The 23,802-nt window shown below is 42.3% G+C and carries 14 protein-coding genes; 9 read left to right on the forward strand and 5 right to left on the reverse strand.

Annotated features, from left to right (window positions below; translation table 11 throughout):
• Positions 1 to 6: 6 nt before the first annotated feature.
• On the reverse strand, positions 7 to 876 hold the full coding sequence (locus GUY17_RS19460; protein ID WP_162024069.1) for a FimV/HubP family polar landmark protein: 870 nt from the start codon (positions 874 to 876) through the stop codon (positions 7 to 9).
• Positions 877 to 958: 82 nt separating this feature from the next.
• Here GUY17_RS19460 and priA point away from each other — a divergent pair, with 82 nt between their 5' ends.
• The 8 genes from priA (at position 959) to GUY17_RS19500 (ending at position 10,545) form a co-directional block, all read left to right on the forward strand.
• Positions 959 to 3,154 carry a primosomal protein N' gene (gene priA, locus GUY17_RS19465; RefSeq protein WP_162024070.1) on the forward strand — a complete coding sequence of 732 codons (2,196 nt, stop codon included), beginning with the start codon at positions 959 to 961 and terminating at the stop codon, positions 3,152 to 3,154.
• Between the two features lie 182 nt (positions 3,155 to 3,336).
• Entirely contained in the window at positions 3,337 to 5,082 is a 1,746-nt protein-coding gene (gene argS, locus GUY17_RS19470) for an arginine--tRNA ligase (protein WP_101087706.1), read from the forward strand.
• Between the two features lie 2 nt (positions 5,083 to 5,084).
• Positions 5,085 to 5,684, forward strand: coding sequence for an SPOR domain-containing protein (locus GUY17_RS19475; protein WP_101087707.1), 600 nt, complete (start codon positions 5,085 to 5,087; stop codon positions 5,682 to 5,684).
• 170 nt (positions 5,685 to 5,854) lie between these two features.
• Positions 5,855 to 6,379: an ATP-dependent protease subunit HslV gene (gene hslV, locus GUY17_RS19480; protein WP_101087708.1), complete on the forward strand. Its 525-nt coding sequence runs from the start codon at positions 5,855 to 5,857 to the stop codon at positions 6,377 to 6,379.
• Positions 6,380 to 6,404: 25 nt separating this feature from the next.
• Complete coding sequence (gene hslU / locus GUY17_RS19485) at positions 6,405 to 7,730, forward strand: HslU--HslV peptidase ATPase subunit (protein ID WP_101087709.1); 1,326 nt, start codon at positions 6,405 to 6,407, stop codon at positions 7,728 to 7,730.
• A gap of 174 nt (positions 7,731 to 7,904) precedes the next feature.
• Positions 7,905 to 8,291, forward strand: a complete 387-nt coding sequence (locus GUY17_RS19490; protein WP_011639181.1) for a gamma-butyrobetaine hydroxylase-like domain-containing protein — start codon at positions 7,905 to 7,907, stop codon at positions 8,289 to 8,291.
• Positions 8,292 to 8,418: 127 nt separating this feature from the next.
• On the forward strand, positions 8,419 to 8,640 hold the full coding sequence (locus GUY17_RS19495) for a hypothetical protein (protein ID WP_162024071.1): 222 nt from the start codon (positions 8,419 to 8,421) through the stop codon (positions 8,638 to 8,640).
• Between the two features lie 957 nt (positions 8,641 to 9,597).
• On the forward strand, positions 9,598 to 10,545 hold the full coding sequence (locus GUY17_RS19500; RefSeq protein WP_162024072.1) for a hypothetical protein: 948 nt from the start codon (positions 9,598 to 9,600) through the stop codon (positions 10,543 to 10,545).
• 255 nt (positions 10,546 to 10,800) lie between these two features.
• Here GUY17_RS19500 and GUY17_RS19505 read toward each other — a convergent pair.
• Positions 10,801 to 11,942, reverse strand: a protein-coding gene (locus tag GUY17_RS19505; RefSeq protein WP_162022578.1) for an IS3 family transposase whose coding sequence is annotated in 2 segments (ribosomal slippage) — positions 10,801 to 11,690 and positions 11,690 to 11,942 — 1,143 coding nt in all. Because the reading frame shifts where the segments join, the coding sequence is not laid out codon by codon here.
• 368 nt (positions 11,943 to 12,310) lie between these two features.
• Positions 12,311 to 14,908 carry a bifunctional aconitate hydratase 2/2-methylisocitrate dehydratase gene (acnB, locus tag GUY17_RS19510; protein WP_162024073.1) on the reverse strand — a complete coding sequence of 866 codons (2,598 nt, stop codon included), beginning with the start codon at positions 14,906 to 14,908 and terminating at the stop codon, positions 12,311 to 12,313.
• 402 nt (positions 14,909 to 15,310) lie between these two features.
• Here acnB and hxpB point away from each other — a divergent pair, with 402 nt between their 5' ends.
• Positions 15,311 to 15,970: a hexitol phosphatase HxpB gene (hxpB, locus tag GUY17_RS19515; protein ID WP_162024423.1), complete on the forward strand. Its 660-nt coding sequence runs from the start codon at positions 15,311 to 15,313 to the stop codon at positions 15,968 to 15,970.
• Positions 15,971 to 16,632: 662 nt separating this feature from the next.
• Here the strand turns inward: hxpB and GUY17_RS19520 are convergent.
• On the reverse strand, positions 16,633 to 18,897 hold the full coding sequence (locus GUY17_RS19520; RefSeq protein ID WP_101087715.1) for a patatin-like phospholipase family protein: 2,265 nt from the start codon (positions 18,895 to 18,897) through the stop codon (positions 16,633 to 16,635).
• 108 nt (positions 18,898 to 19,005) lie between these two features.
• On the reverse strand, positions 19,006 to 23,469 hold the full coding sequence (locus GUY17_RS19525; protein WP_162024074.1) for an EAL domain-containing protein: 4,464 nt from the start codon (positions 23,467 to 23,469) through the stop codon (positions 19,006 to 19,008).
• Between the last annotated feature and the right edge of the window lie 333 nt (positions 23,470 to 23,802).

Raw genomic sequence — 23,802 nt, forward strand, 5'->3', positions numbered from 1 at the left:
GAAACCTTATTTAGCCGCATGCTTTGCTTCAATGACCTCAAAGACTTTCCTATCTACCGCTTTATTATTGTATTCAGCTAAAATCGCCTTCGATGGGCAATGCAATGGAACATCTTTTAATAATAAATGAATTTTCTGTTTGGAAAATGCCATTAAGTTAGCCTCAAAAATAGCTAACATTGCCCCATAAACACTGGTATGCCATTGCTCTTTGTAACGGTTCGCAATACGCCATAATGTATCACTATTATCTCGCTCAATTACACAGATTGCCTGAAGAGAGGATTCTACTGTGGATGGCTCTGATGTTTCTGATGTTTCTGATGGTTCTGATGGTTCTGATAGTTCTGATAGTTCTGGTACTGATGATGCCTGCTCTAAACGCCTGTCATCTTGTTGATGTTTTTTGGATGCTTTCCCACTAATGGTGTCTTTTGCTACTGGCAGTACTCGAGACGTAACAACATTAGAGACTAAGGTAGCACTATTAACTGAGTACGGGGCATCAAATAAGGCCATTACTGCTAACGTAACCGCTCCTTTCGCAGTATCTTCGGTAACGATTAACTGTGCATTTACATCACTGATGATATCAGTACCCTTAAGCTGCAATAAAAAACGATTAATACTCTGCACTGCTAACTTCTGCTGCACAACCTTATTGCCATCCAAGCTGTCATCCAACTGGCGAATATAAAAACCTAACCGCGACGCATCATCATTTTGTGCCACGATGTTGATCTTTAAGTGCGGGAGATTATTCAATTCAAATTGGCGACTATTGATACTGACATGATTCACTTGAGCCATTGGCGTAGCAATATAGCCCAATAATCCAAATACTAGAATGATGACCTCAATAAGTCCTTTACGCATATATGTTGCCCTATCTCTTTGATGACACTTAGAGGTAAACTGATCCGCAATCCACTATCGAATTGAAAAATGATGAAGCCTTATGCCCGTGTTTGTTGAAGTCGCCTTACCCGTCCCGTTACGCAGAAACTTTAGTTATCGTGTAAAAGACGAACAACAAGCGGGATTACAAATCGGTCTTCGAGTCAAAGTCCCTTTTGGCCCTCAACAACTCATCGGCTTAATTACTGCTATTACTGACAGCTGTGACTTAGCACCGCAACAAATAAAATCAGTCACAGCTGTACTAGATGATGCCCCATTGTTACCTGATTCGCTATATAAATTAACCCTCTGGGCGGCCCGATATTACTTTACTACCCAAGGACAAATGCTCAGCCAAGCGCTGCCTGTCGCACTGAGAAAAGGCCTCGAAGCGGCGCCGCAAGCGGTAGTTGAATATCATTTAAGCCCCGAAGGACGCAATGCTGATTCTAGCGTATTAAAACGTGCCCCGGCACAGAAAAAGCTGCACGAGTTATTACTGGCAAACCCCATAAGCCATGATGAGTTCACCACCCAACAATTAAGCAAAGCGGCATTAAAAGCATTAGAACAAAAACAATGGATTGAACGGCAACAAAAGGTACTCAGCCATGATTTAAGCTGGCGCCAACAGCTTATTATGAATGAGTCACCTCATAAGCTTAACAAACAACAAGCCGTTGCCGTTTCAGTACTCACTCAACAGCAAGGGTTTCATTGCACCTTATTAGAAGGGATCACAGGCTCTGGCAAAACCGAAGTCTACCTCACCTTGCTTGAGACAATTTTAAAACAAGGTAAACAAGCACTGATCCTCGTGCCTGAAATTGGCTTAACACCGCAAACCATTAATCGCTTCAAACGCCGTTTTGAAGTCAATGTTGCCGTGATCCATTCCGGATTAACCGACAACCAACGCCTAGAAGCTTGGCGTCAGGCTCGTGTCGGTGAAGCGGCAATTATTATTGGTACTCGCTCAGCACTCTTTACGCCAATGGCCTACCCAGGGTTAATTATTCTCGATGAAGAGCATGACAGCAGCTTTAAGCAACAGGAAGGTGTGCGCTATCACGCGCGTGACTTGGCAGTAATGCGTGGGCATCTTGAAGATATTCAAGTGGTATTAGGCTCCGCAACGCCATCATTAGAAACCTTACAAAATGCGCTATCTGGCCGCTATCATCACTTGGAACTGAGTGAACGCGCTGGTGCTGCGCAAAAGGTTAAGCAAGGTATTGTCGATATTACCTCGCAACCATTAAAAGCGGGCATGTCGACATCATTAATTAATGAAATGCGTATGCACCTTGATGCGGGTAATCAGGTACTGCTATTTCTCAACCGCCGCGGCTTTGCCCCGGCCTTGCTTTGTCATGAATGTGGTCATTTACATGAATGCGATCGTTGTGATGCTTTTTTTACCGTTCATCAAGGCTTAAACGAGATTTGTTGTCATCACTGTGGCAATCAATACGCTATCCCGCGCCAATGCCATCAATGTGGTAGCACCATGCTAATGGGCCACGGTTTGGGGACAGAGCAGCTAGAACAAGAATTGATTAAACTGTTTCCCAAATATCCGGTTGTCCGCATTGACCGAGACACCACCAGACGTAAAGGCTCCCTTGAACAGCAGCTAAAAGGGATTTACATGGGTAAATATAAAATTTTGGTCGGCACACAGATGCTCGCCAAAGGACATCACTTTCCAGATGTTACCCTTGTTGGCTTATTGGACGTCGATGGTGCATTGTTCAGTGCAGATTTTCGCGCACCTGAACGTTTTGGGCAGCTATACACCCAAGTGTCTGGCCGTGCTGGCCGTGCAGACAAACCCGGTAAAGTGCTACTGCAAACCCATCAAAGTGATAACCCCATTTTACGTGATTTATTGAAACGCGGTTATGGTGAGTTCGCTCGTACTCAGCTGAAAGAGCGCCAACAGGCACTATTACCACCCGCTTGGCACATGGTATTAATTCGAGCAGAAGCACATTTAGCCGAAGATGCTGATGCGTTTCTAGCCCGCACCAGCGAGCTATTACCACAAGATAAAGACTTTGAAATTATTGGCCCAATTCCGGCGCCACTTGATCGTAAAGCTGGAAAATATCGACGCCAATTAATACTGCAAGCTAAAAGTCGTCAGCGCTTGCAAACCGAATTCGAACGCGTATTAGCACTCATTGAACAAATACCTGAAAGTAAGCGTTGCCGTTGGAGTATCGATCGTGATCCACAGGATTTAATGTAACACAGCGGCATTTTTACTAAGCCAACGGACCCTATATCTGTCATAAACTTCGCTTAGGTTGATAATCAGCATAAAAAAACCAATATTTCCGTTAAAGCAGATAGCAATCACCCCCCATAAACGGCTAAAATATGCGGTTCCGTCATGTCATTCATTTAACGAATTAGTGCAAGCAAACGCCCATGAAATCACATATTGAATCTTTACTAGAACAAACCATCGAATCCTTCAAACAGCAAGGAATTGTGCCGGCTGATTTTCAAGCTCGCATTCAGGTCGATCGCACTAAAGATAAAAGTCATGGTGACTTAGCGACTAACCTTGCAATGATGCTGACTAAAGTTGCTAAAAAGAACCCGCGCGAATTAGCACAGCTTATTATTGATACCTTGCCAGCATCATCTTATGTGGCCAAAGTAGAAATTGCCGGACCAGGGTTTATTAACTTTTTCATTGATGACAATGCATTAGCTAATCAACTACAGCAAGCACTGACGAGCGACCATTTAGGAGTGGCTTTACCGACTAAGCAGACTATCGTTGTCGACTATTCTTCGCCAAACTTAGCCAAAGAAATGCACGTCGGCCACTTACGCTCAACCATCATTGGTGACAGCGTCGTGCGCGCACTCGAGTATTTGGGCCATAAGGTCATTCGCCAAAACCACGTCGGCGATTGGGGGACTCAGTTTGGTATGCTACTGGCGTTAATGGAAGAGTTACGCGCAGCTAATGGCGAACAAGCCAAAATGGAATTGTCTGACTTAGAAAGTTTTTATCGTGCTGCTAAAGTACGTTTTGATGAGTCTACAGAATTTGCCACTCGCGCTCGTCAACTTGTCGTTGCATTACAATCAGGTGATGAATACTGCAATAAGCTATGGCGCGAATTTAACGACATCTCATTAAGCCATTGTCATGATGTATATAAGCGTTTAGGGGTTAGCTTAACCCGCGCAGATGTTCACGGCGAAAGCGCATATAATGCCGACCTAGCCCAAGTAGTTAAAGATTTAGATACCCAAGGCCTGTTAAGCGAAAGCAATGGCGCTAAAGTGGTATTCCAAGAAGCGTTTCGTAATAAAGAAGGCGAGCCTTTACCGGTTATTATTCAAAAAGCCGATGGTGGCTATTTATACGCCACCTCAGATCTTGCCGCCATGCGTTACCGCTCAAACGTATTAAAAGCCGATCGCGCCATGTACTTTGTCGATTTACGTCAAGCCCTGCACTTCCAGCAAGTGTTTAGCCTTGCCAAACTGGCTAAATTTGTTCGCCCTGAAATGTCGCTAGAGCACACAGGCTTTGGCACCATGAATGGTGAAGATGGTCGTCCATTTAAAACCCGTTCAGGCGGGGTGGTTAAGTTAGTCGATTTACTTGACGAAGCCGATGTTCGCGCTCTTGAACTGGTTCGCAGTAAAAATCCAGATATGGATGAAGCTACCCTCACTGAAATTGCTCGCGTAGTCGGTATCAGCTCAGTTAAGTATGCCGATCTTTCCAAGAACCGTACCAGTGATTATATTTTCAGTTTTGAGCAAATGCTTAGCTTTGAAGGTAATACTGCACCTTATCTTCTTTATGCCTATACCCGCGTGGCTGGTATTTTTAAACGTGCAACAGATATTGATCTTAGCCAAGCTAAGATTGTGCTCGAGCATGAAAAAGAAAAAGACTTAGGCACTAAACTGGCACAATTTGGTGAGGTGTTAACTCGCATGACAGACAAAGGCTTACCGCATGTATTATGTGGTTACCTGTATGAGCTAGCGAGTGAGTTTTCGAGTTTTTATGAAGCTTGCCCAGTGCTTGCTGCCGAAACTGAAGCACAAAAGCAAAGCCGTTTATTGCTTGCACAATTAACCGCTAAAACCTTAAAAACGGGCTTGTCGCTACTTGGCATTGAAACCCTAGAGCGGATGTAATCATGAGTCGTGACTACGCAAATCGCAAACCTCGTGCGGGCGCAAAAGCCCGTGCGCCACAACGAAAAAAAGCACCTAAACGCTCTTTTCCTTACTTGGCTGTTTTTGTGATACTCACCTTAGTCATAGGTTTTGGTTATTTCTTATGGTCCATTAATGGCAGCTCCGACTCATCGGTCGTATCTGAGCCAGCTCAACAACCTAAAAAGAAAACGCTATCAACCGCGACCGTAGAAGCGCCAAAAAAAGTGGTCAAAAAAGATCCTAACGCACTGCCACCTAAGCCGCAGGAAGAATGGACTTATCTGGAAGAGCTTGAAAACAAGCAAGTGGAGATAGACTTACCTGAAACAGGTGTAGTGTCTAGTGGCATCTATCAAATGCAATGCGGATCGTTTAGGCAAGAGTCGCAAGCAAATGAAATGAAGGCCAGAATTGCCTTCCAAGGTGCTGAGGCACAAGTGCGCCGCAGCGAAGGTACCAATGGCGTGTGGTATCGCGTGGTATTAGGACCCTATCCGAACAAGCGCGATGCGGAACATAATCGTCATAAGATGCAGAACGCAGGGTTAAATGGCTGCATCATTTGGTTGTGGGAATAACGCTGCTCTTCTGATATTGCTGTATAAATCACTTTAGCCCTGTTCTCTGCAACAGGGCTTTTTGTTGTCCATCGCTTGATATCTGTCATTTTGTCCCCATATCCATTTTATCAATCAACAATTGCATTCACCCTAATGACCCGTTGATGTATTAGTGAAGAGGATTTACCGTGACTACTATCGTATCCGTACGCCGCAATAATCAAGTTGTCATCGCTGGTGATGGCCAAGTGTCTCTAGGCAATACCGTGATGAAAGGTAATGCACGTAAAGTGCGCCGCCTATACCACAATAAAGTCTTAGCCGGTTTTGCTGGCGGTACTGCCGATGCATTTACTCTTTTTGAGCGTTTTGAAACCAAGCTCGAAATGCATCAAGGCCATTTATTAAAATCTGCCGTAGAGCTTGCCAAAGATTGGCGTAGCGACAAAATGCTGCGTAAGCTCGAAGCTATGCTGGTCGTAGCGGATACTGAAACATCATTAATTATTACCGGTAATGGCGACGTTGTTCAGCCAGAATATGACTTAATTGCCATTGGTTCTGGCGGAAACTATGCTCATGCATCAGCCTTAGCATTACTGCAAAATACTGAGTTAAGCGCGGAAGAAATAGCAGAAAAATCACTGACGATTGCAGGCGATATTTGTGTATTCACCAACCAATTCAAAACTATCGAAAAGTTAGACTACTAATTCGAGCGTTAATAAAGGAACAGTTATGTCTGAAATGACTCCACGTGAAATTGTTCACGAACTAGATGCACATATCATTGGCCAACAAAATGCCAAACGCTCAGTAGCCGTTGCCTTGCGAAACCGCTGGCGCCGGATGCAACTTGAGCCAGAACTTCGTCATGAAGTCACGCCAAAAAATATTTTAATGATTGGCCCAACAGGTGTCGGTAAAACTGAAATCGCCCGTCGTTTAGCCAAATTGGCTAACGCACCTTTTATCAAAGTTGAAGCGACAAAATTTACCGAAGTGGGTTATGTCGGTAAAGAAGTGGAACAAATCATCCGTGATTTAACCGACTCAGCAGTGAAAATGACTCGCGAACAGCAAATGAAAAAATGCCGTCATCGCGCCGAAGAAATGGCCGAAGAACGCATTTTAGATGCCTTATTGCCTAAGCCAAAAGATGACTGGGATACCGACAAAAAAGATGACTCTACCACCCGTCAGGTTTTCCGTAAAAAGCTGCGCGAAGGTCAATTAGACGACAAAGAAATTGAGATCGATGTTGCTGCGCCTCAAGTCGGTGTTGAAATCATGGCCCCTCCAGGCATGGAAGAAATGACCAATCAGTTACAGGGCTTATTTCAAAATCTTGGCCAAAGCACCTCTAAACGCAAAAAGCTTAAAATCAAAGATGCTTACAAGCAGTTGGTTGAAGATGAAGCGGCAAAGCTAGTCAATCAAGAAGACTTAAAAGAACAAGCCATCGAGCTGGTTGAGCAAAATGGTATTGTGTTTTTAGACGAAATCGACAAAATTTGTAAGCGCGGCGAAAGCTCAGGCCCAGATGTATCCCGTGAAGGTGTACAACGTGACCTACTGCCATTAGTGGAAGGCTGCACAGTTTCTACTAAACACGGCATGGTTAAAACCGACCACATTTTGTTTATTGCTTCTGGTGCATTCCAGATGTCTAAACCGTCTGATTTAATTCCAGAGCTTCAAGGCCGTTTACCGATTCGTGTTGAATTAGACGCCCTTACCGCTGCTGATTTTAAACGCATTCTAACAGAGCCATTTGCCTCACTCACTGAGCAACATGTCGCCCTGATGAACACCGAAGGCGTAACCATAGAGTTTACTGAATCAGGTATTGAGCGCATTGCAGAAGCGGCATGGCAAGTGAATGAGCGCACCGAAAACATTGGTGCACGCCGTTTACATACCGTGATGGAAAAATTGATGGAAGAGATTTCATACGAAGCTTCTGAAAAGTCGGGTTCTAAATTTGTCATTGACGCTGAATATGTCAATGACCACCTTGATACCTTGGTACAAGATGAAGATTTAAGCCGCTTTATTTTATAACCATTATTTGAATCAAGCGCCCTCCCATTTGGTTATTATTAATGGGAGGTCTCGTGACTTTTTGGTTTATGAATAAACATCACGAATGCAGGTTACAACAATAGGATTAACAGCAAAATCGCGTATGATGATAATCTGCGATTTAGCGTTAATCCTTTTTTTATAGGTATTCCCATGACCCAATCAACGCCTACCGTCACCGGCATTAAGCTTAAGCGTCAATCTAAGTTACTCGAAGTGACCTTTGATAACGACCAAACTTACAACATCAGTTGTGAAATGCTCCGAGTATTCTCGCCATCGGCTGAAGTGCAACGTCATGGCGACCCAATATTGGTTACCCATAAGAAAGCTGTAAATATCAAAGCGCTCGAACCTGTTGGTCATTATGCGGTAAAAATTACCTTTGATGATGGTCATGATACTGGCTTGTATTCTTGGCAGGTGCTACATAACCTGTGCAGTAATCAAACTGAATTATGGCAACAGTATTTAGCCCGATTGCGGGCAGAGAAAGGCTCACGAGAACCACTGATTTCGATGAATATTAAGTATTCATGATTACGGTACGTTTTAACGATAGACGTTAATTTCAACACTATATTTGCATAACTTTACTCATTGCGATCAGCAATTGACACTCAAACGATTATGCTTAGTCATAGTCTTCACTCGTATCGAGGTGTGTATGAAACAGTCAATTCAATTTCCGATGATTAAAGTGTTATTGATCGGATTAGCAATTATAAGCTTGAGTGCTTGTGCACCACGTGCTCATCATGGACACGAAAAAGCGCCTACTAATAAAAAGACGGTAACGAAAGTGGTCGTTGTTAAACCAGCGGCATATCGCGTCGTTAATGTTAATAACGTTCATCAAAAGGATGTTGTTATCATTCGAAAACGTTAAATGACTCTACTATAAGTGCCAGCTATTTTGCTGGCATTGTTGAATGATGAACTTAGTTAACTCGTGTTAACTCGTGTTAACAATGGCCTGCAGCCACTAACGTCGTGGCGCTTCGCCCACACCAGACCAAGTGCCAAAGTTGCACTTCTGGCAATAAATCTCATTAACCTCGTCATCCCGGCAATGCTTTTGAGCCGGGATCCAGGTGTTTCTTTATGCTTATGATGACATACGGCCACCAAGGTCGTAGCGCCTCGCCCACGCCGGATTTTTCAAACTTCGTTTGAATTAAGATCGCAAGGTTCCACCCTGCACCGGCCAAAAGGGGATCAACAGCAATCCCCTCTTGGATCACCCCTGCCGTTCCGGCAACATTTTCGCTATTTAACCAAACAACAGCAGCGAAAAAATTGCGACGGAAATAGATCCAGCTTTTGGCCTCTTTTGAATCGTGCTTCGGCCTTATTCGAAAATGCTAACGCTTCAGATGGGGCGTCCCTTCCCCTCTAACGCTAAGCTCACATCCATGTGAGCTTCACGCTATTTTCTTCAACGTCCTCAATAATATGAAACCCGGAAATGTTAATAAATCGAAGATACAAAATTACAGGCGCAAATAAACTAGTGAGTATCCAAAGCAGGAATATTTTAGTTAAGCCCACATAGATGCTTATTTATAAATCAAGAACTGGTGTCTCGCAGAGATTATCTGCACATAAACCTGCTGTAGGTAATTTGTTAGATTGTAACTTTGGACTACTACTTTTAATAATATTGAGTTAGTCTCATTTTGTCTGTAATTATTTAAATGTTAATGTCATAGTAATTTAAATTAACGTTAATAATCGTCGAACTGCCTATAACCACATGATTATAAATAATTAAATAAAAATACGTATATTTAGCAGTTAAAAAGTTTCATTATCTGTTGTGTAAGTCGAGGCATTGTAAACCCTGATGAAAAAAAAGAGCACAAACGCAAAAAGCATGGTCATAGTAAGTGATGTAGACAACTATGATTTTAAAGATAATAGAGTATTAAAACCGTTATTATTAAACTGTTCTGAACATCCAGAATATCCTATGAATCATGCTTTCCAGCACTCTGACAGTGTAAAGCTGACTAAAAAAAAGACTTTAGAATACTTCGTCCCAAATAACATTTCACTATTATTATCGAATAGCCGAACCGCATTAAATGATGCAGAAAAAATGTACAAAGAATTTTTACTTGAGCAGCAAGATGAGTTCAAAGAAGATAAAATCGATGAACTCTGGCATAACTGCTTTTTGGTATCTAACTATATAGAGAAAATTCAAACATCAATAGTATTCTCTTACACTGCTTTAGAAGCTTTCGCTAATATAAGTATTCCTGATGATTTTGTTTATATTTCACAAAGAAATAATAAAGGAATCAAAGAACAATTTGAGCGACAAGCTATTGAACGCTGGTTAAGCTTAAAAGATAAATTAGATTCTGTATTACCTCAGATATATGACTGCAATACTATTAGTAAGCAAAATTTCTGGTCACAATTCCTTCAGCTTGAAGATTATAGAAATAAAATAATTCATCAAAAAGCAATAGAAAGCACAAGCTTCTTTTATGAGTATTTCAAGCCTAGTATTTTCAAAGTATTACGCGTAGCTGAGAATATTATTTGCTATTTTCATGACGTTAATAAAGTAAATACTAGTGAACAGGCACAAGCTAATTTAATGTGGCCATGGCTGCCTGGAGCTATGACCGCACCAGTTCTTCGTAATCCTGAATCAATTCTAGATTGGAAGGTTGACCACAACCAACCTTCATTTAAGAAACGTTTTTCAGATAGGCAGCTCGCAGAGTTTGATAAGTTATCGAATCAAAACTCACAAATAAATAAACTTCATAACGAGTAGAACCTAAGAATCTTAAAACCTTTGAGCAGAGTATTAACCATCTAATGGGGACTTCCATAAAAAGGTTCCATACCTGTCCACGGTCGAGTTTTTCTAGCTTATCAAAGCCCAAATTCAACTCTAAACTTGAGGCCGTTGAAGAAAATAGCGTGAGCTGGCCATGGATGGCCCGCTAGCTTTCGAGGGGAAGGGACGCCCCATCGTAAGCGTTATGATGTGGTCAACTAAATCTGTACACCAACAGGAGTTGCGTCTTTACGCTGCCATTTCGGCTGCTGTTGGCGTCATATAATTGTTATAACTATGACCCCGTTTTATATTGTAGTGCTTCAATATATAATTCAGCACATCATGCTTTGCTTCATCAAAACTGTTGTAGCCATACTTAGGCATCCATTCTGTTTTAAAGCTTCTAAAAAAACGTTCCATTACCGCATTATCCCAGCAGTTTCCTCGTCGGCTCATGCTTTGAGTTATCTGATATTTCCAAAGCATTTGTCGATACTGAAGGCTACTGTAGTGACAACCCTGATCAGAGTGAAACACTACGTTTCTTGGACGCCCACGGCTTTCAAATGCCATTCTTAATGCTGCACAAGTCAAATCAGTATTCGGACTGTCAGAGCATGCCCAACCCACAATCTTTCTCGCGTATAAATCCATTACCACCGCTAAATAGAGCCATTTGGTTCCAGACCAAACATAGGTCACGTCACCACACCAAACCTGATTTATTGCTTCAACGTTAAACTGCCGCTTTAACAAATTAGGGGCTATTTTAGATTCATCATTTGCTATCTTGTAACGATGCTTTCTGGGTTGGTTACTGATTAGCCCTGCATCTCTCATTAAACTCGCGGCCTTATAACGGCCAACATTTTCACCTAATTGATTAAGCTGGCCTGCTATCGTTCTTGCCCCTGCAGAGCCACGACTATCACGGTGGATTGCAATCGCTTGCTGGCGCAGTTTTCCTAGTTCAGGCTTCACTAATCCACGATGTTTGAGATGATAATGGTAGCTGCTTCGCGGTATTTCAAATAAATGGCAAAGCTGTTTGACGATGTTCTGCTCTCTCGATAACGATTCAATTAACGCTATCGTTTGATGTTGTCTTGCATTAAGAGAGCGGTAGCCTTTTTTAGGATGTCTTTCTCCCATTCAATCTTCTTAATTTGCGCTTCAAGCTCTTGAATTCGTTTTTGCTCAGGAGTGATGGCATGAGATGATGGGGTAATACCTTCAAATTCTTGCCTAAGTTGAGTCACCCAACGTCTAATCGCTGTTGGACCTGCCCCCGTAGCCTTGGAAGCTTCACTCGTAGTGTAACCTTGTTTAATAACGAGGTTTGCAGCATCTATTTTAAATTCTGTTGAGTAAGTTGGTTGAGTTTTCATTACTTTTTTACACCGTTTTATCTTAAAGGAAGTTTACCTCAATCGGTGTACAGATTCATTAAGCCACAATATTAGCATTTTCGAATAAGGCCGAAGCAGTATACAAACGAAGTTAAAAGCTGGATCAATCCCCATGGCGACCTTTTCGCTGTTTGAAAATGTTGCGGGGCGGCTGGGAGTTCCAAGAGGGAACAGCCGTTGGTTTCCTCTTGGTCTGGTGTGGGTGAAGCGCCACGACGTTAGTGGCCGCAGGCCATATCTTAAATACACTTTTGTCTAAAAATAAGCTACCAACTACCTGATTTAACACCAATAAAAATGCCAGCATTTCTGCTGGCATTTTTGATCAATTGTTAACTCGTTTAAGCTTAAAGCGCGGCTTGGAAAATCACGCTGTCGGCTTTCTTAGTGTAAGAATCGATTTGGTCGAAGTTCAAGTAACGGTAAGTATCAGCTGCTGTTGCATCTAATTCTTTAGCGTATTCTTGATACTCTTCTGCTGAAGGTAAACGACCCAATAACGCTGCTACTGCTGCTAACTCAGCTGATGCTAAGTATACGTTTGCGCCAGTACCTAAACGGTTAGGGAAGTTACGTGTAGAAGTTGATACTACAGTAGCACCTTCTGCAACACGTGCTTGGTTACCCATACATAGAGAACAACCAGGGATCTCGATGCGGGCACCAACACGGCCGAAGATTGAGTAGTAACCTTCTTCAGTTAATTGATCGCGGTCCATCTTAGTTGGTGGTGCAATCCATAAACGAGTTGGTAGCGTAGTAGCAAACTTTTCTAACATCTTACCGGTAGCACGGAAGTGACCGATGTTAGTCATACAAGAACCAACAAACACTTCGTCAATCTTAGTTTGTGCAACGCTTGATAATAATACTGCATCATCAGGATCGTTTGGTGCACAAAGGATTGGTTCTTTGATGTCGTTTAAGTTGATTTCGATAATTTCAGCATATTCTGCATCTTTATCTGCTTCCATCAACTCTGGCTTGGCAATCCACTCTTGCATCGCAGTAATACGACGTTCAATCGTACGACGATCGCCATAACCTTCAGCAATCATCCACTTTAACATCACGATGTTAGAGGTTAGATATTCAATGATTGGTTCTTTGTCTAGCTTAATGCTACAACCTGCAGCTGAACGCTCAGCAGATGCATCAGATAATTCGAATGCTTGTTCAACTTTAAGTTTTTCAAGACCTTCGATTTCTAATACGCGGCCAGAGAAAGCGTTGATTTTGCCTTTCTTCTCAACCGTTAGCAGACCCATTTCAATTGCTTTTAATGGGATAGCATGGACTAAATCGCGTAAGGTAATACCGGGTTGCATTTCGCCTTTAAAGCGCACTAGCACTGATTCAGGCATATCAAGAGGCATGACACCTGTTGCAGCAGCAAACGCCACTAAACCAGAACCGGCAGGGAACGAAATACCAATAGGGAAACGAGTATGTGAATCACCACCAGTACCTACGGTATCGGGTAGTAACATACGGTTTAACCACGAGTGAATAACCCCATCACCTGGACGTAAAGCAACACCACCACGGTTCATAATGAAATCCGGTAGTGTGTGGTGAGTCGTTACATCAACTGGCTTTGGATAAGCGGCAGTGTGACAGAATGACTGCATGGTTAAATCAGCACTAAAGCCTAAACATGCTAAGTCTTTTAACTCATCACGTGTCATAGGGCCGGTAGTGTCTTGTGAACCTACAGAGGTCATCTTAGGTTCGCAGTATTGACCAGGACGAACACCTGATACGCCACATGCTTTACCAACCATTTTCTGAGCTAAAGTATAACCTTTATCAGAAGCGGCGATATCTTGTGGACGAACGAATACTTTCGATGCTTCAAGACCTAAGGTTTCACGCGCACGGTCAGTAAGGCCACGACCAATGATCAACGGAATACGACCACCAGCACGAACTTCATCTAACAATACTTCGGTTTTAAGCTCAAATGTAGAGATAACTTCATCAGTGCCGTGACGCTTAACTACACCTTCATAAGGGTAGATATCGATCACATCACCAGTGTCCATTTGATCAACGTTGAGTTCGATCGGTAATGCACCCGCATCTTCCATGGTGTTGAAGAAAATAGGCGCAATTTTGTTACCTAGACAGAAGCCACCTGCACGCTTGTTAGGCACAAAAGGGATGTCATCACCCATAAACCATAACACTGAGTTAGTGGCAGATTTACGTGAAGAACCCGTACCAACAACATCGCCAACGTAAACTAAAGGAAAACCTTTAGTTTTTAACGCTTCGATTTCTTTGATTGGGCCAACAACACCTGATTCATCAGGCACAATACCGTCACGCGCATTTTTTAGCATTGCTAATGCGTGTAATGGAATATCTGGACGAGACCATGCATCTGGCGCTGGAGACAAGTCATCAGTGTTGGTTTCACCAGACACTTTAAACACTGTTAATGATACTTTGTCAGCCAATTTTGGACGGTTTAAGAACCAGTCAGCATTGGCCCAAGCGTCGACAACTTGCTTAGCAAAGTCATTACCCGCTTGCATTTTTTCAACAACATCGTGGTATGAATCAAACATCAACAATGTATTTGAAAGTGCTTTAACAGATAGAGGTGCTAGTGCTGCATTATCTAGTTGGTCAATTAGCGGCTCAATGTTGTAACCGCCTTGCATGGTGCCAAGCAGTTTAACAGCGTGTTCTGCGCTTAAGATAGGAGATGACACAGTGCCTTTAGCGACTGCATCAAGGAAAGCGGCTTTAACGTAAGCAGCTTCATCTACTCCTGGTGGAATACGATTTTCGAGCAAGTCGAGGATGAATGCCTCTTCACCTGCTGGTGGTGTTTCAAATAACTTAACCAGTTCAGCCACTTGTTGTGCATTTAATGGCTTAGGGACTACACCCTCTGCAGCACGTTCTGCGACGTGTTTACGATATGCTTCTAGCACGGCAACATTCCTCTTTGTTTGGCGCCTAACGGCGAAACTCAGCGCCACTATGGTTACGCTGATAATTCCACTGGTTCGGGCTTGAAATCCGACCTCCAGTATACTACAGCTTTATAAAAGTATGAATCAGCTCACACTCTCAGAGGTATGAAATCAACGTGATTTATCAACCTACAAATCAATTTAGCGCCAAGTTCAATAAAATAAAATTAGACAATAGTTTGAAACAGACGGAAAAACATTTAAATACATTAACTTATATAGCACCCACTGATTAAACTATATACAAAAAAATATCCTGTTTTTTAGATTAAATATTTTTGAAAAAGTGTGTTTTGATTGTGTCCAGTCAACAACAACGTAATAATTAGCACTTAACATTGTGCCGTTTATGGAGTCAGTATTGTGTCAAACCAAATAAAAGCCGTTATTTTTGATATGGATGGGATTTTAATTGATTCCGAACCGGCTTGGCAGCTGGCCGAGCAGACGGTGCTAAATAGCTTTGGGCTTAACCTCAGCCTTGAAGAAGTGGAGCAAACCACAGGCTTGCGTATTGATCATGTTGTGAGCTATTGGTACCAACGTTTTCCTTGGCCGAATTACGACAATACAACTACAGCGAATACCATCGTTAATGAAGTGGTAAGCCAAATAAAAGCCAATGGTGAACCGATGCGAGGCGTTATTGAGTCGCTAGAGGCGTGCAAACGTTTAGGGCTTAAAATAGGTTTAGCCACCTCGTCATCGTCATTAATTATTGAAGCTGTGCTGCATAAGCTGGCCATTGGCCATTATTTTGATGCGATTGAGTCAGCTGAAAATCTCGATTATGGTAAACCACATCCTGAGGTATATTTAAATTGTGCTAAAGGGTTGGGCATCGCACCGAGACAATGTATCGCAATTGAAGATTCGTTTAATGGCTTAATCGCCGCGCGGGCAGCCAGTATGCAAACCGTGGCAATTCCTGCGCCTCACACTGCTACACAAGCTAAATGGGTGATTGCCCATCATCAGCTAGCTCACGCAGGATTATTACCCGCGCTGCTAGAGGCCTAGGCCGCTACGCGGATAGTCCGCTGCGCTTCTAGAGCGGACTTCGTCCTGCTAGGGACAGCTTCGCTGCGAGGACGATAACAAGCGATAACAGCGAACGCTGCGCTCACGGATAGGGCACTCTAGGCTTTTGGCTCGATTGTTATCTCTCGTCATCGCTTGCCACCCGCTCGTCACCAAGATTTTATAGCCTCTAGCAGCGAAGCGTCCTAGCCTCTAGGCTTTTAGCTTTTAGCTTTTAGCTCGATTGTTATCTCTCGTCATAGCTTGCAACCGCTCGTCACCAAGATTTTATAGCCTCTAGCAGCGCAGCGTCCTAGCCTCTAGGCTTTTAGCTCGATTGTTATCTCTCGTCATCGCTTGCCACCGCTCGTCACCAAGATTTTATAGCCTCTAGCAGCGAAGCGTCCTAGCCTCTAGGCTTTTAGCTTTTAGCTTTTAGCTTTTAGCTTTTAGCTCGATTGTTATCTCTCGTCATAGCTTGCAACCGCTCGTCACCAAGATTTTATAGCCTCTAGCAGCGCAGCGTCCTAGCCTCTAGGCTTTTAGCTCGATTGTTATCTCTCGTCATCGCTTGCCACCGCTCGTCACCAAGATTTTATAGCCTCTAGCCGCGTAGCGTCCTAGCAGCGAAGCGCTCTAGGCTTTTGGCTTAGATAGACGGCCTAAAAGTTTTTACCGACAAACAAATAGAATGCTGTTTCACCGCGATCGGTAAAACCAAAACCTAATGCTGCCGGGCCCCAGTCGGTATCAGTACCTAAATACAAACTACTGGCGTAAATCAAATCATCTAAATCGACATCATCACGATCAAACCACACATTACCAGCTTCAAGACTGGTACCTAAATACAAAGGCAAGTCAGTGATCAGTACATCACGGCCGAGATCGTATTGATAAATCACTGCCCCAAACACTTTATGTGCACCAATTAAGGTGTCTTTACGGAAACCCGACAAATTCAAGAAGCCGCCTAAATCTGCCACATGCAAGGTAAAGTTACCGTCATTCTCAACAGTTGCCAGTTCCATCTTACCTACAATGGCGTGATTTCCGAGTTTCAACGCACCTTTCCAATCTGCTTCAAATTGCCATGCTAAGTCATCACTAAAAGTCGTATCGACATTGCTTAGTCCATTGTAGGATTCATCTCTTAAGTAGCTGACAAAGGTAATTCGATTACCTTCCGTCGGGAAGCTAATGCTGTTTAGGCTGTCGTAGGCCACTTTTAAATAGCCACCCGTGGAATGATAATCTAGTGAATCAACCGAGCCAAATTCACTGCTAACCCGACCATCTTCGCCGACAAAACCTAATTCGATAATACCATCTGAATCAAAGTTATAGCCGATACCTAAAACGATTTGAGCAACATTATTTTCGAGTTCTACATAACGGCTATCTTGATCAATTAAATCCCAATCTTTCATTTCATACTGGAATCGCGCTAGGCTATAAAATGTTTGATCACGGTCTAATGGTTGATAAAACTCAGTGCCGACTAACTTTTTATACCCCAGTTCTAATTCGTTACGCCACTCACCACCATTTTCAGTTAAGTCGGTCATGGTGTAAGCCAAACTGAGTGTAATAGCCGAATCTAAGGTGAAATCATCTTCCCAGTTAAAGCCTGCTTGAAAGTAATTCGGCCCCCATGATTTGGCTCTGGTGGTAATGGTTAAAATTCGGCCCTGTTCAACATCTTCAAACTCGGCATCGACACGCTCGAATTTATTCAGTGAATACACTCGATTTAAGGCTAAATTTAACTCTTCTTTGGTCAGTACAACGCCTTCGGTAATCCCTAAACGCTCACGCAGTAATTTTTCACTGACTTTTGATTGATTGTCGAAAGCAATTTTATAAATGGGTTTTTTAAGCGGATCGATCCACAGTAAACTTTGTTGTAATTTATCCGCTTGATAAGCTAAATAGTCTTGCTCACTTATACCAAGCGCTTCCAACTTCACTAACTCTAAATTGGCGGCATTTTCACCTAATTTGAGCGCTAATGGCATGATTGAAAAATCAGTGGTGCTAAGGCTATCAATGGCGGGACGAATGAGGATATCGCTAGACGTCAGTAAGGTTTTTTGGCGAGCAGTGCTCGCTTGAGTCAAAATAGTTGAAAGTTGCTCTAAAACCGCAATGGTACTGTCTAAATGTTCTTGTTTGGTCAGTGCGGAACCAATATCGACGGCAATGATGATATCTGCCCCCATGGCTTTTACCACATCGATAGGCATATTATTGGCAATTCCGCCATCAACCAGTAAACGACCGTTAATCAATGCTGGCTGCAATGCACCTGGAACGGTGGCAGATGCTTGCATGGCTTGTACTACACTGCCGCTGGATAACACCACGGCTTCACTGGTTGCTAAATCCGTCGCCACCGCTCGGTACGGAATCGCGAGTTCATCAAAGTCACCAAACTGTTCAACCAAACCCGTGGAGTGGCGCAGTAATTGAGACATGCTTTGGCCACGTAACAAGCCACTAGGTGAGGTTAAGCTATTATTGTTATAACCCACGGTCAGTGGAATATTAAACTGATCACGTTGCTGTTTATCACGGTAGCTTAATTTATCGCGCGGAATGGTGTCTGAGTAGCCTTTAGACCACTCACCACTAAGCATTATTTCTTCTATTTGATCGGCGTTATAGCCTAACGCGTACATGCCAGCAACATAAGCACCAATACTGGTACCCGCAATGTAATCAACAGGAATATGATATTTTTCAAGTACTTTCAACACACCAATATGAGCAGCACCTTTTGCCCCGCCGCCACTCAGCACTAAGCCAATAGTGGGCCTTTCTTTAGCGGCTTTTTTTGCAGCATAGACAGGTTGCACTACTAGGCTAAAGCAAATACAGCTAGCCAAAAACCAGGTAGGTAAGTTAAGGCGCAAAATTTGTTGCATAAATCATTCCGAAAGTAAGTAAAAACAACTTATTCTAACAAAATTTAATCAATACCCATACTAATGGATAGCAGTAACAAGATTACCCTGCCATCACTAATGAACTCATCATTCATTAATCCCCATTTGTCGCTTAATATCGAGCTCAAGTTCGGCTTTGGGCATCGGCTTGGCAAAATAATATCCCTGAATAATATGACAACCACGCTTAACGACTTGTGCAAGTTGCTCAGATGTTTCAACACCTTCAGCCACGACTTCAAGCGATAGGTTACGTGCTAATTCAATAATACTGCTCACAATGGCTTGATCGGCTTGATGGTTGTCAATATGAATTAAAAACGAGCGATCTATTTTCAGAATATTGACTTGGAATGAACGTAAATACGCAAGCGACGAATAACCTGTACCAAAATCATCTATAGCAACATCAATACCTAACTGCTCTAACGCGAGTAAATGCTGGCTGGCGATAGCAATTTCTTTCATCAATACGCCTTCGGTAATTTCTACCGACAAACATTTAGCAGGCATGCCAGTTTGATGTAATGTTGCGGTTAAAAAGTCGATAAAGTCTGGCTGTCTGAAATGCATTGCAGACACATTAACCGACACTTTTATGTCGCTTTGGTATCGCTGATGCCAATCTGCACCGTCGAGACAAGCTTGAGTTAGCACCCAACGATCAATCTCAACAATCAAACCACAGGATTCTGCAATACCTATAAACACATCGGGGTTAACCATGCCATCTTTTGGGTGTTTCCAACGAATTAACGCTTCAACGCCAACAATACTGTTTTGTTGGTTAACATCTATCTGAGGCTGGTAATACAATTCAAATTCATTGCACAGTATCGCTCGATGCAAATCAGCCTCTATGCGTAAGTGATATAAGGCTTCTGCATTCCGTTCTGCTGAATAATATTGAAAATTACCACGGCCCTCCTCTTTAGCATGGTACATGGCTAAATCGGCGTTTTTAATTAAGGTTTCAGGCGTTTGATCATCGCCAGACCAAATGCTAATACCAATGCTGGTCGAAATAAAAAATTCTCGACCGTATAATTTAAAAGGCGTTTCGATTTGTTTTAATAACTGTTTGGCAATGTGGTTAATGGTGTCGACGTCTTTTGCATCACGCAGCAAAATAACAAACTCATCACCACCAAAACGACACAATAAATGTTCTTCAGACAAACAAGACTGTAGTCGACTTGCAGCTTCAACGAGTAATGCATCACCCATACTGTGACCGTATGAGTCGTTAACATGTTTAAATCTGTCGAGGTCTAAAAACAATAGTGCTAAGGTTTCTTTATGCTGTTTTGCTATTTCAATAACCTGGCCCAATCGGCGCGAAAACATCGCTCGATTAGCTAAGCCGGTTAACATGTCATTGTTTGCTAAACGGCGCAGATGTAACTCATTATGCTTACGTTCAGTGATATCAGAAAACACCACCACATAATGTAATGCCGAACCATTCATATTGAACATGGTCGATACATTGATCCAAACAGGGCATCGGCTACCATCACTACAATTAAATTCACATTCTCCGGTCCAAAAGCGCTCCTTATCGAACACATCGTCCATATCAAAAGGTTCTACGGTCTCAAACACTAAGTCGGAAAAAGGCGTGCCGGCCAAATCACTCTTTTTAGCCGCTAGAATTAAATTAGCCGCAGCATTGCTAATTTTGATGTTCTTTTTCATGTCTAATATCAACATGCCTTCGGAAGTATTTTCAAATGCTTGGGCTAATAAATTAACCTCACTTTCAAGGGTTTTTTGTTGAGTGATGTCGGTATACATCCCTGCAGCATAAATTAATCTTCCATTGTTAAGATCTACCTCAATAGCACGGCCTTTAATTCGTAACCAATGCCACTGATGATCATGCTGATTACGATATCGATACTCGGCATCAATCATCTCGACGTTACCGTTAACAAGGTCCTGCCAAACCGATGTGATTCTCTCAACATCGTCTTGATGAATTGGGATCTCTTCTAGTTTAACGTCAATCTGCTGCTCTGGTCCTAATACACCACCGCGATTATCGAGTGACAGCACTTGTGTTGATTTATGCCACTCCCATAGGTCCGAATCGCTGCCTTTTAACGATTGACGTAGGCGTTCATCACTTTCAACCAAAGCATGATTCATTTGCTTAAACCGATGAATTTGCCGCTGTCTATATAACAATATAATGGCGGCTATCAGTAAAATACTAAAAATCAATGCGCCTTTAAATTGTTGTGAGCGCCACCAAAACTGCTTTACAGTAAATCGATATTGAAATGGCTCATTCGACCACACGCCATTTCTTTTATATAAAAGCTCAAGTGCATACGACCCAGCACTTAAACCGGTAATATTAATCTGTGACTGGCCTTCTAATAACACGTAATTGCCAGAGTCTGCGCCATCTTTGACCAAACGATACTGTATAGTCATTGGCTTATCATCAAGGTAATCGAGCACGGCAATTTGAAAGCTAATTAAGCTGGCACCCGGTTCGACTTGCGACAATTGACTTGGAATGAGATAAACCTCGGTATTGTTTTCATAAAACACCGACACAGATTCAAGTATCACTTTGTCATTTACAGTCCGCGGCGCCAGTTTATCGAGGTCGATTAACATCGCTCCGTCTGGCGTACCCACAAAAAAGCCTTTTGCAGGGTCATAAAACTTTGCCGACTCATTAAATTCATCGGAAATAAAACCGTCTTTATGGCTAAACGAACTGACTTTACCTGTCGCCTTATTAACCTTAATAATGGCACTGGCACAGCCAACAATATGGTCTGTTTCAGTGTCCTGTAAAAAGAACACCACTTTACAATCGATCTTCCACTGTTGATCCAGCGAAATAAGCTCATCGGTTTGAGTATTGAATTGATATATACCTTGCTGGGACGTGCCTAGCCATATAACCCCCGGCGCCACTTGCATAAGACTATTCATGGTTGGGACATTTGTAAAATCAGCAAATACATCCACTTTAGAAATATACTCACCCACAGTGGTTAAATAGCCAAAATGTTTACTGCCACTAATCCATAAATGATCAGCATCATCCCTTAATAAGGCTTTATATAGCGTATGACTTAATGACTGCTGGCCATCTGATAAAACTTGTAACGTCAAATCAGTATTACCATCTTGCCAATAATACAATCCTTTAGTGGTGGTAAACCAAATCACATCACTCAGTAACTCGTCACGATAAATCCCAATGACGATTCTATCGTCCAGTGACTCTTTACCACCACTCCATGTCGCAAAGTCGGTACTGGCATTAGTCAATTTATTAACAACATATAAGCCACTGGTCGTGGCCAACACAAGATGATGTGCGTTTAAAGACTCAATTCGATAAATACTGTCACTCAGTTCAAATCCTTTGGGGATTACCATGGTTGAGGTTTGGCTCTGAGTGTTAACGACAGACAAACCACCATCGGTGCCTAGCCACACCTTATCGCCTTCGCTGTATACCGACCACACCATTTCATTATCAAGTTGATAAGGCGGCTTTTTAGAATAATCTTCAATTAAAAAATGAGGTTTACCCGCTATCACCGCTAACCCATCACCAGAGCCACCAACCCACAGTAAACCTTCAGAATCCACAGCCATATCATGAATGTAATCAATATTAGCTCGCTGTTTAAGCTCGTCATGGTATACGGTTAACTTGTTGTTTTCTGGACTCCAAAAAATCAATCCTGCTCGGCTTGAAATCCACAAGTCACCATTAAGATCTTGCTCCATTTGGTCAACATAATAGGGAATCTCAGGCACAGATTGCACCGTAAGCGTTTCGGTATTGACCTTAAATAAACCTTTCGATGTCAGCATCCACACTCGTTGTTGTCTATCTTGAAACAACTTCCTGATGGAATCATTTTTATCAGACAACGAAAATAGACCAATGAAGCTACCATCGGCTTGGTGAAGTTGAAGCTCGTGATTAGTTGAAAACAAATACTGGGAATTGTGCAATTCAAGCGCATTGCGCCAAGGTAAATTATGGTCTAAAGAATGACTTGGAGATAAAGACAATTGCTGAGAAGCATCATCAAAATAATACACTTGACCAGAATAAGCGAGTATCAGCAATCGTCCATCAAGCTGACGCTGAGTTGCCGCCACGCGAATACTGTTATTGATATTAGTCGCATCATTATCTTCAGGTTTAAGCAATAAACTGAAGTGATTATCTAAAATACTGTAAAGATATAGCGAGGAATTGGTGCCAACAAGTAAATGGTCTTGGCCAGAATTAACTACTGTTGTAATCAGTTCGTCATCAAGTACCGAATCAAAACCCACTTTATCAATACGCCTTACTTTACTATTACTAACGCGATAAAGACCTTGCTGAGTCGCCAGCCAAACATAACCATAACGGTCAAAACTAATGTCTTGAATCGTCGCATTAGCTAAGCCATCTTTGGCGTTAAAGACTCGCTGAACAATGTCTGCACTGCACGCAGGCAATACAGTAAATAAAGACAATATAAAACAGCCTAGGCTCACCAATACTGCTCTGGTCATAAATTCAGTTTATCCTTTACGTGATCAAATGCAGGCAAGCCCCACACGTAGTAAAAAACAGGCTTATCATCATCGACACATTAATCATCTTGGTGTTGTGATGGATCGGTTACTAGCCAAAAAAGTTAATATCACTTATTTTTATTGTTAACGACTTGAATGCGATTTTTATAAGTAATATTAATGTTTTAACATTATTTTCGTAGGAAAGTCACCCCCGATTGAATCATTATTCGATTCGCTTTCTATTCTGCTAAATCAACATGTTGTGAAATGCCCTATAACGTAATATAACTCACACATATTAATCATTAAGACTAGCCTAAAATATCA

It is taken from the genome of Shewanella sp. Arc9-LZ, assembly GCF_010092445.1.
Taxonomy (GTDB): Bacteria; Pseudomonadota; Gammaproteobacteria; order Enterobacterales; family Shewanellaceae; genus Shewanella.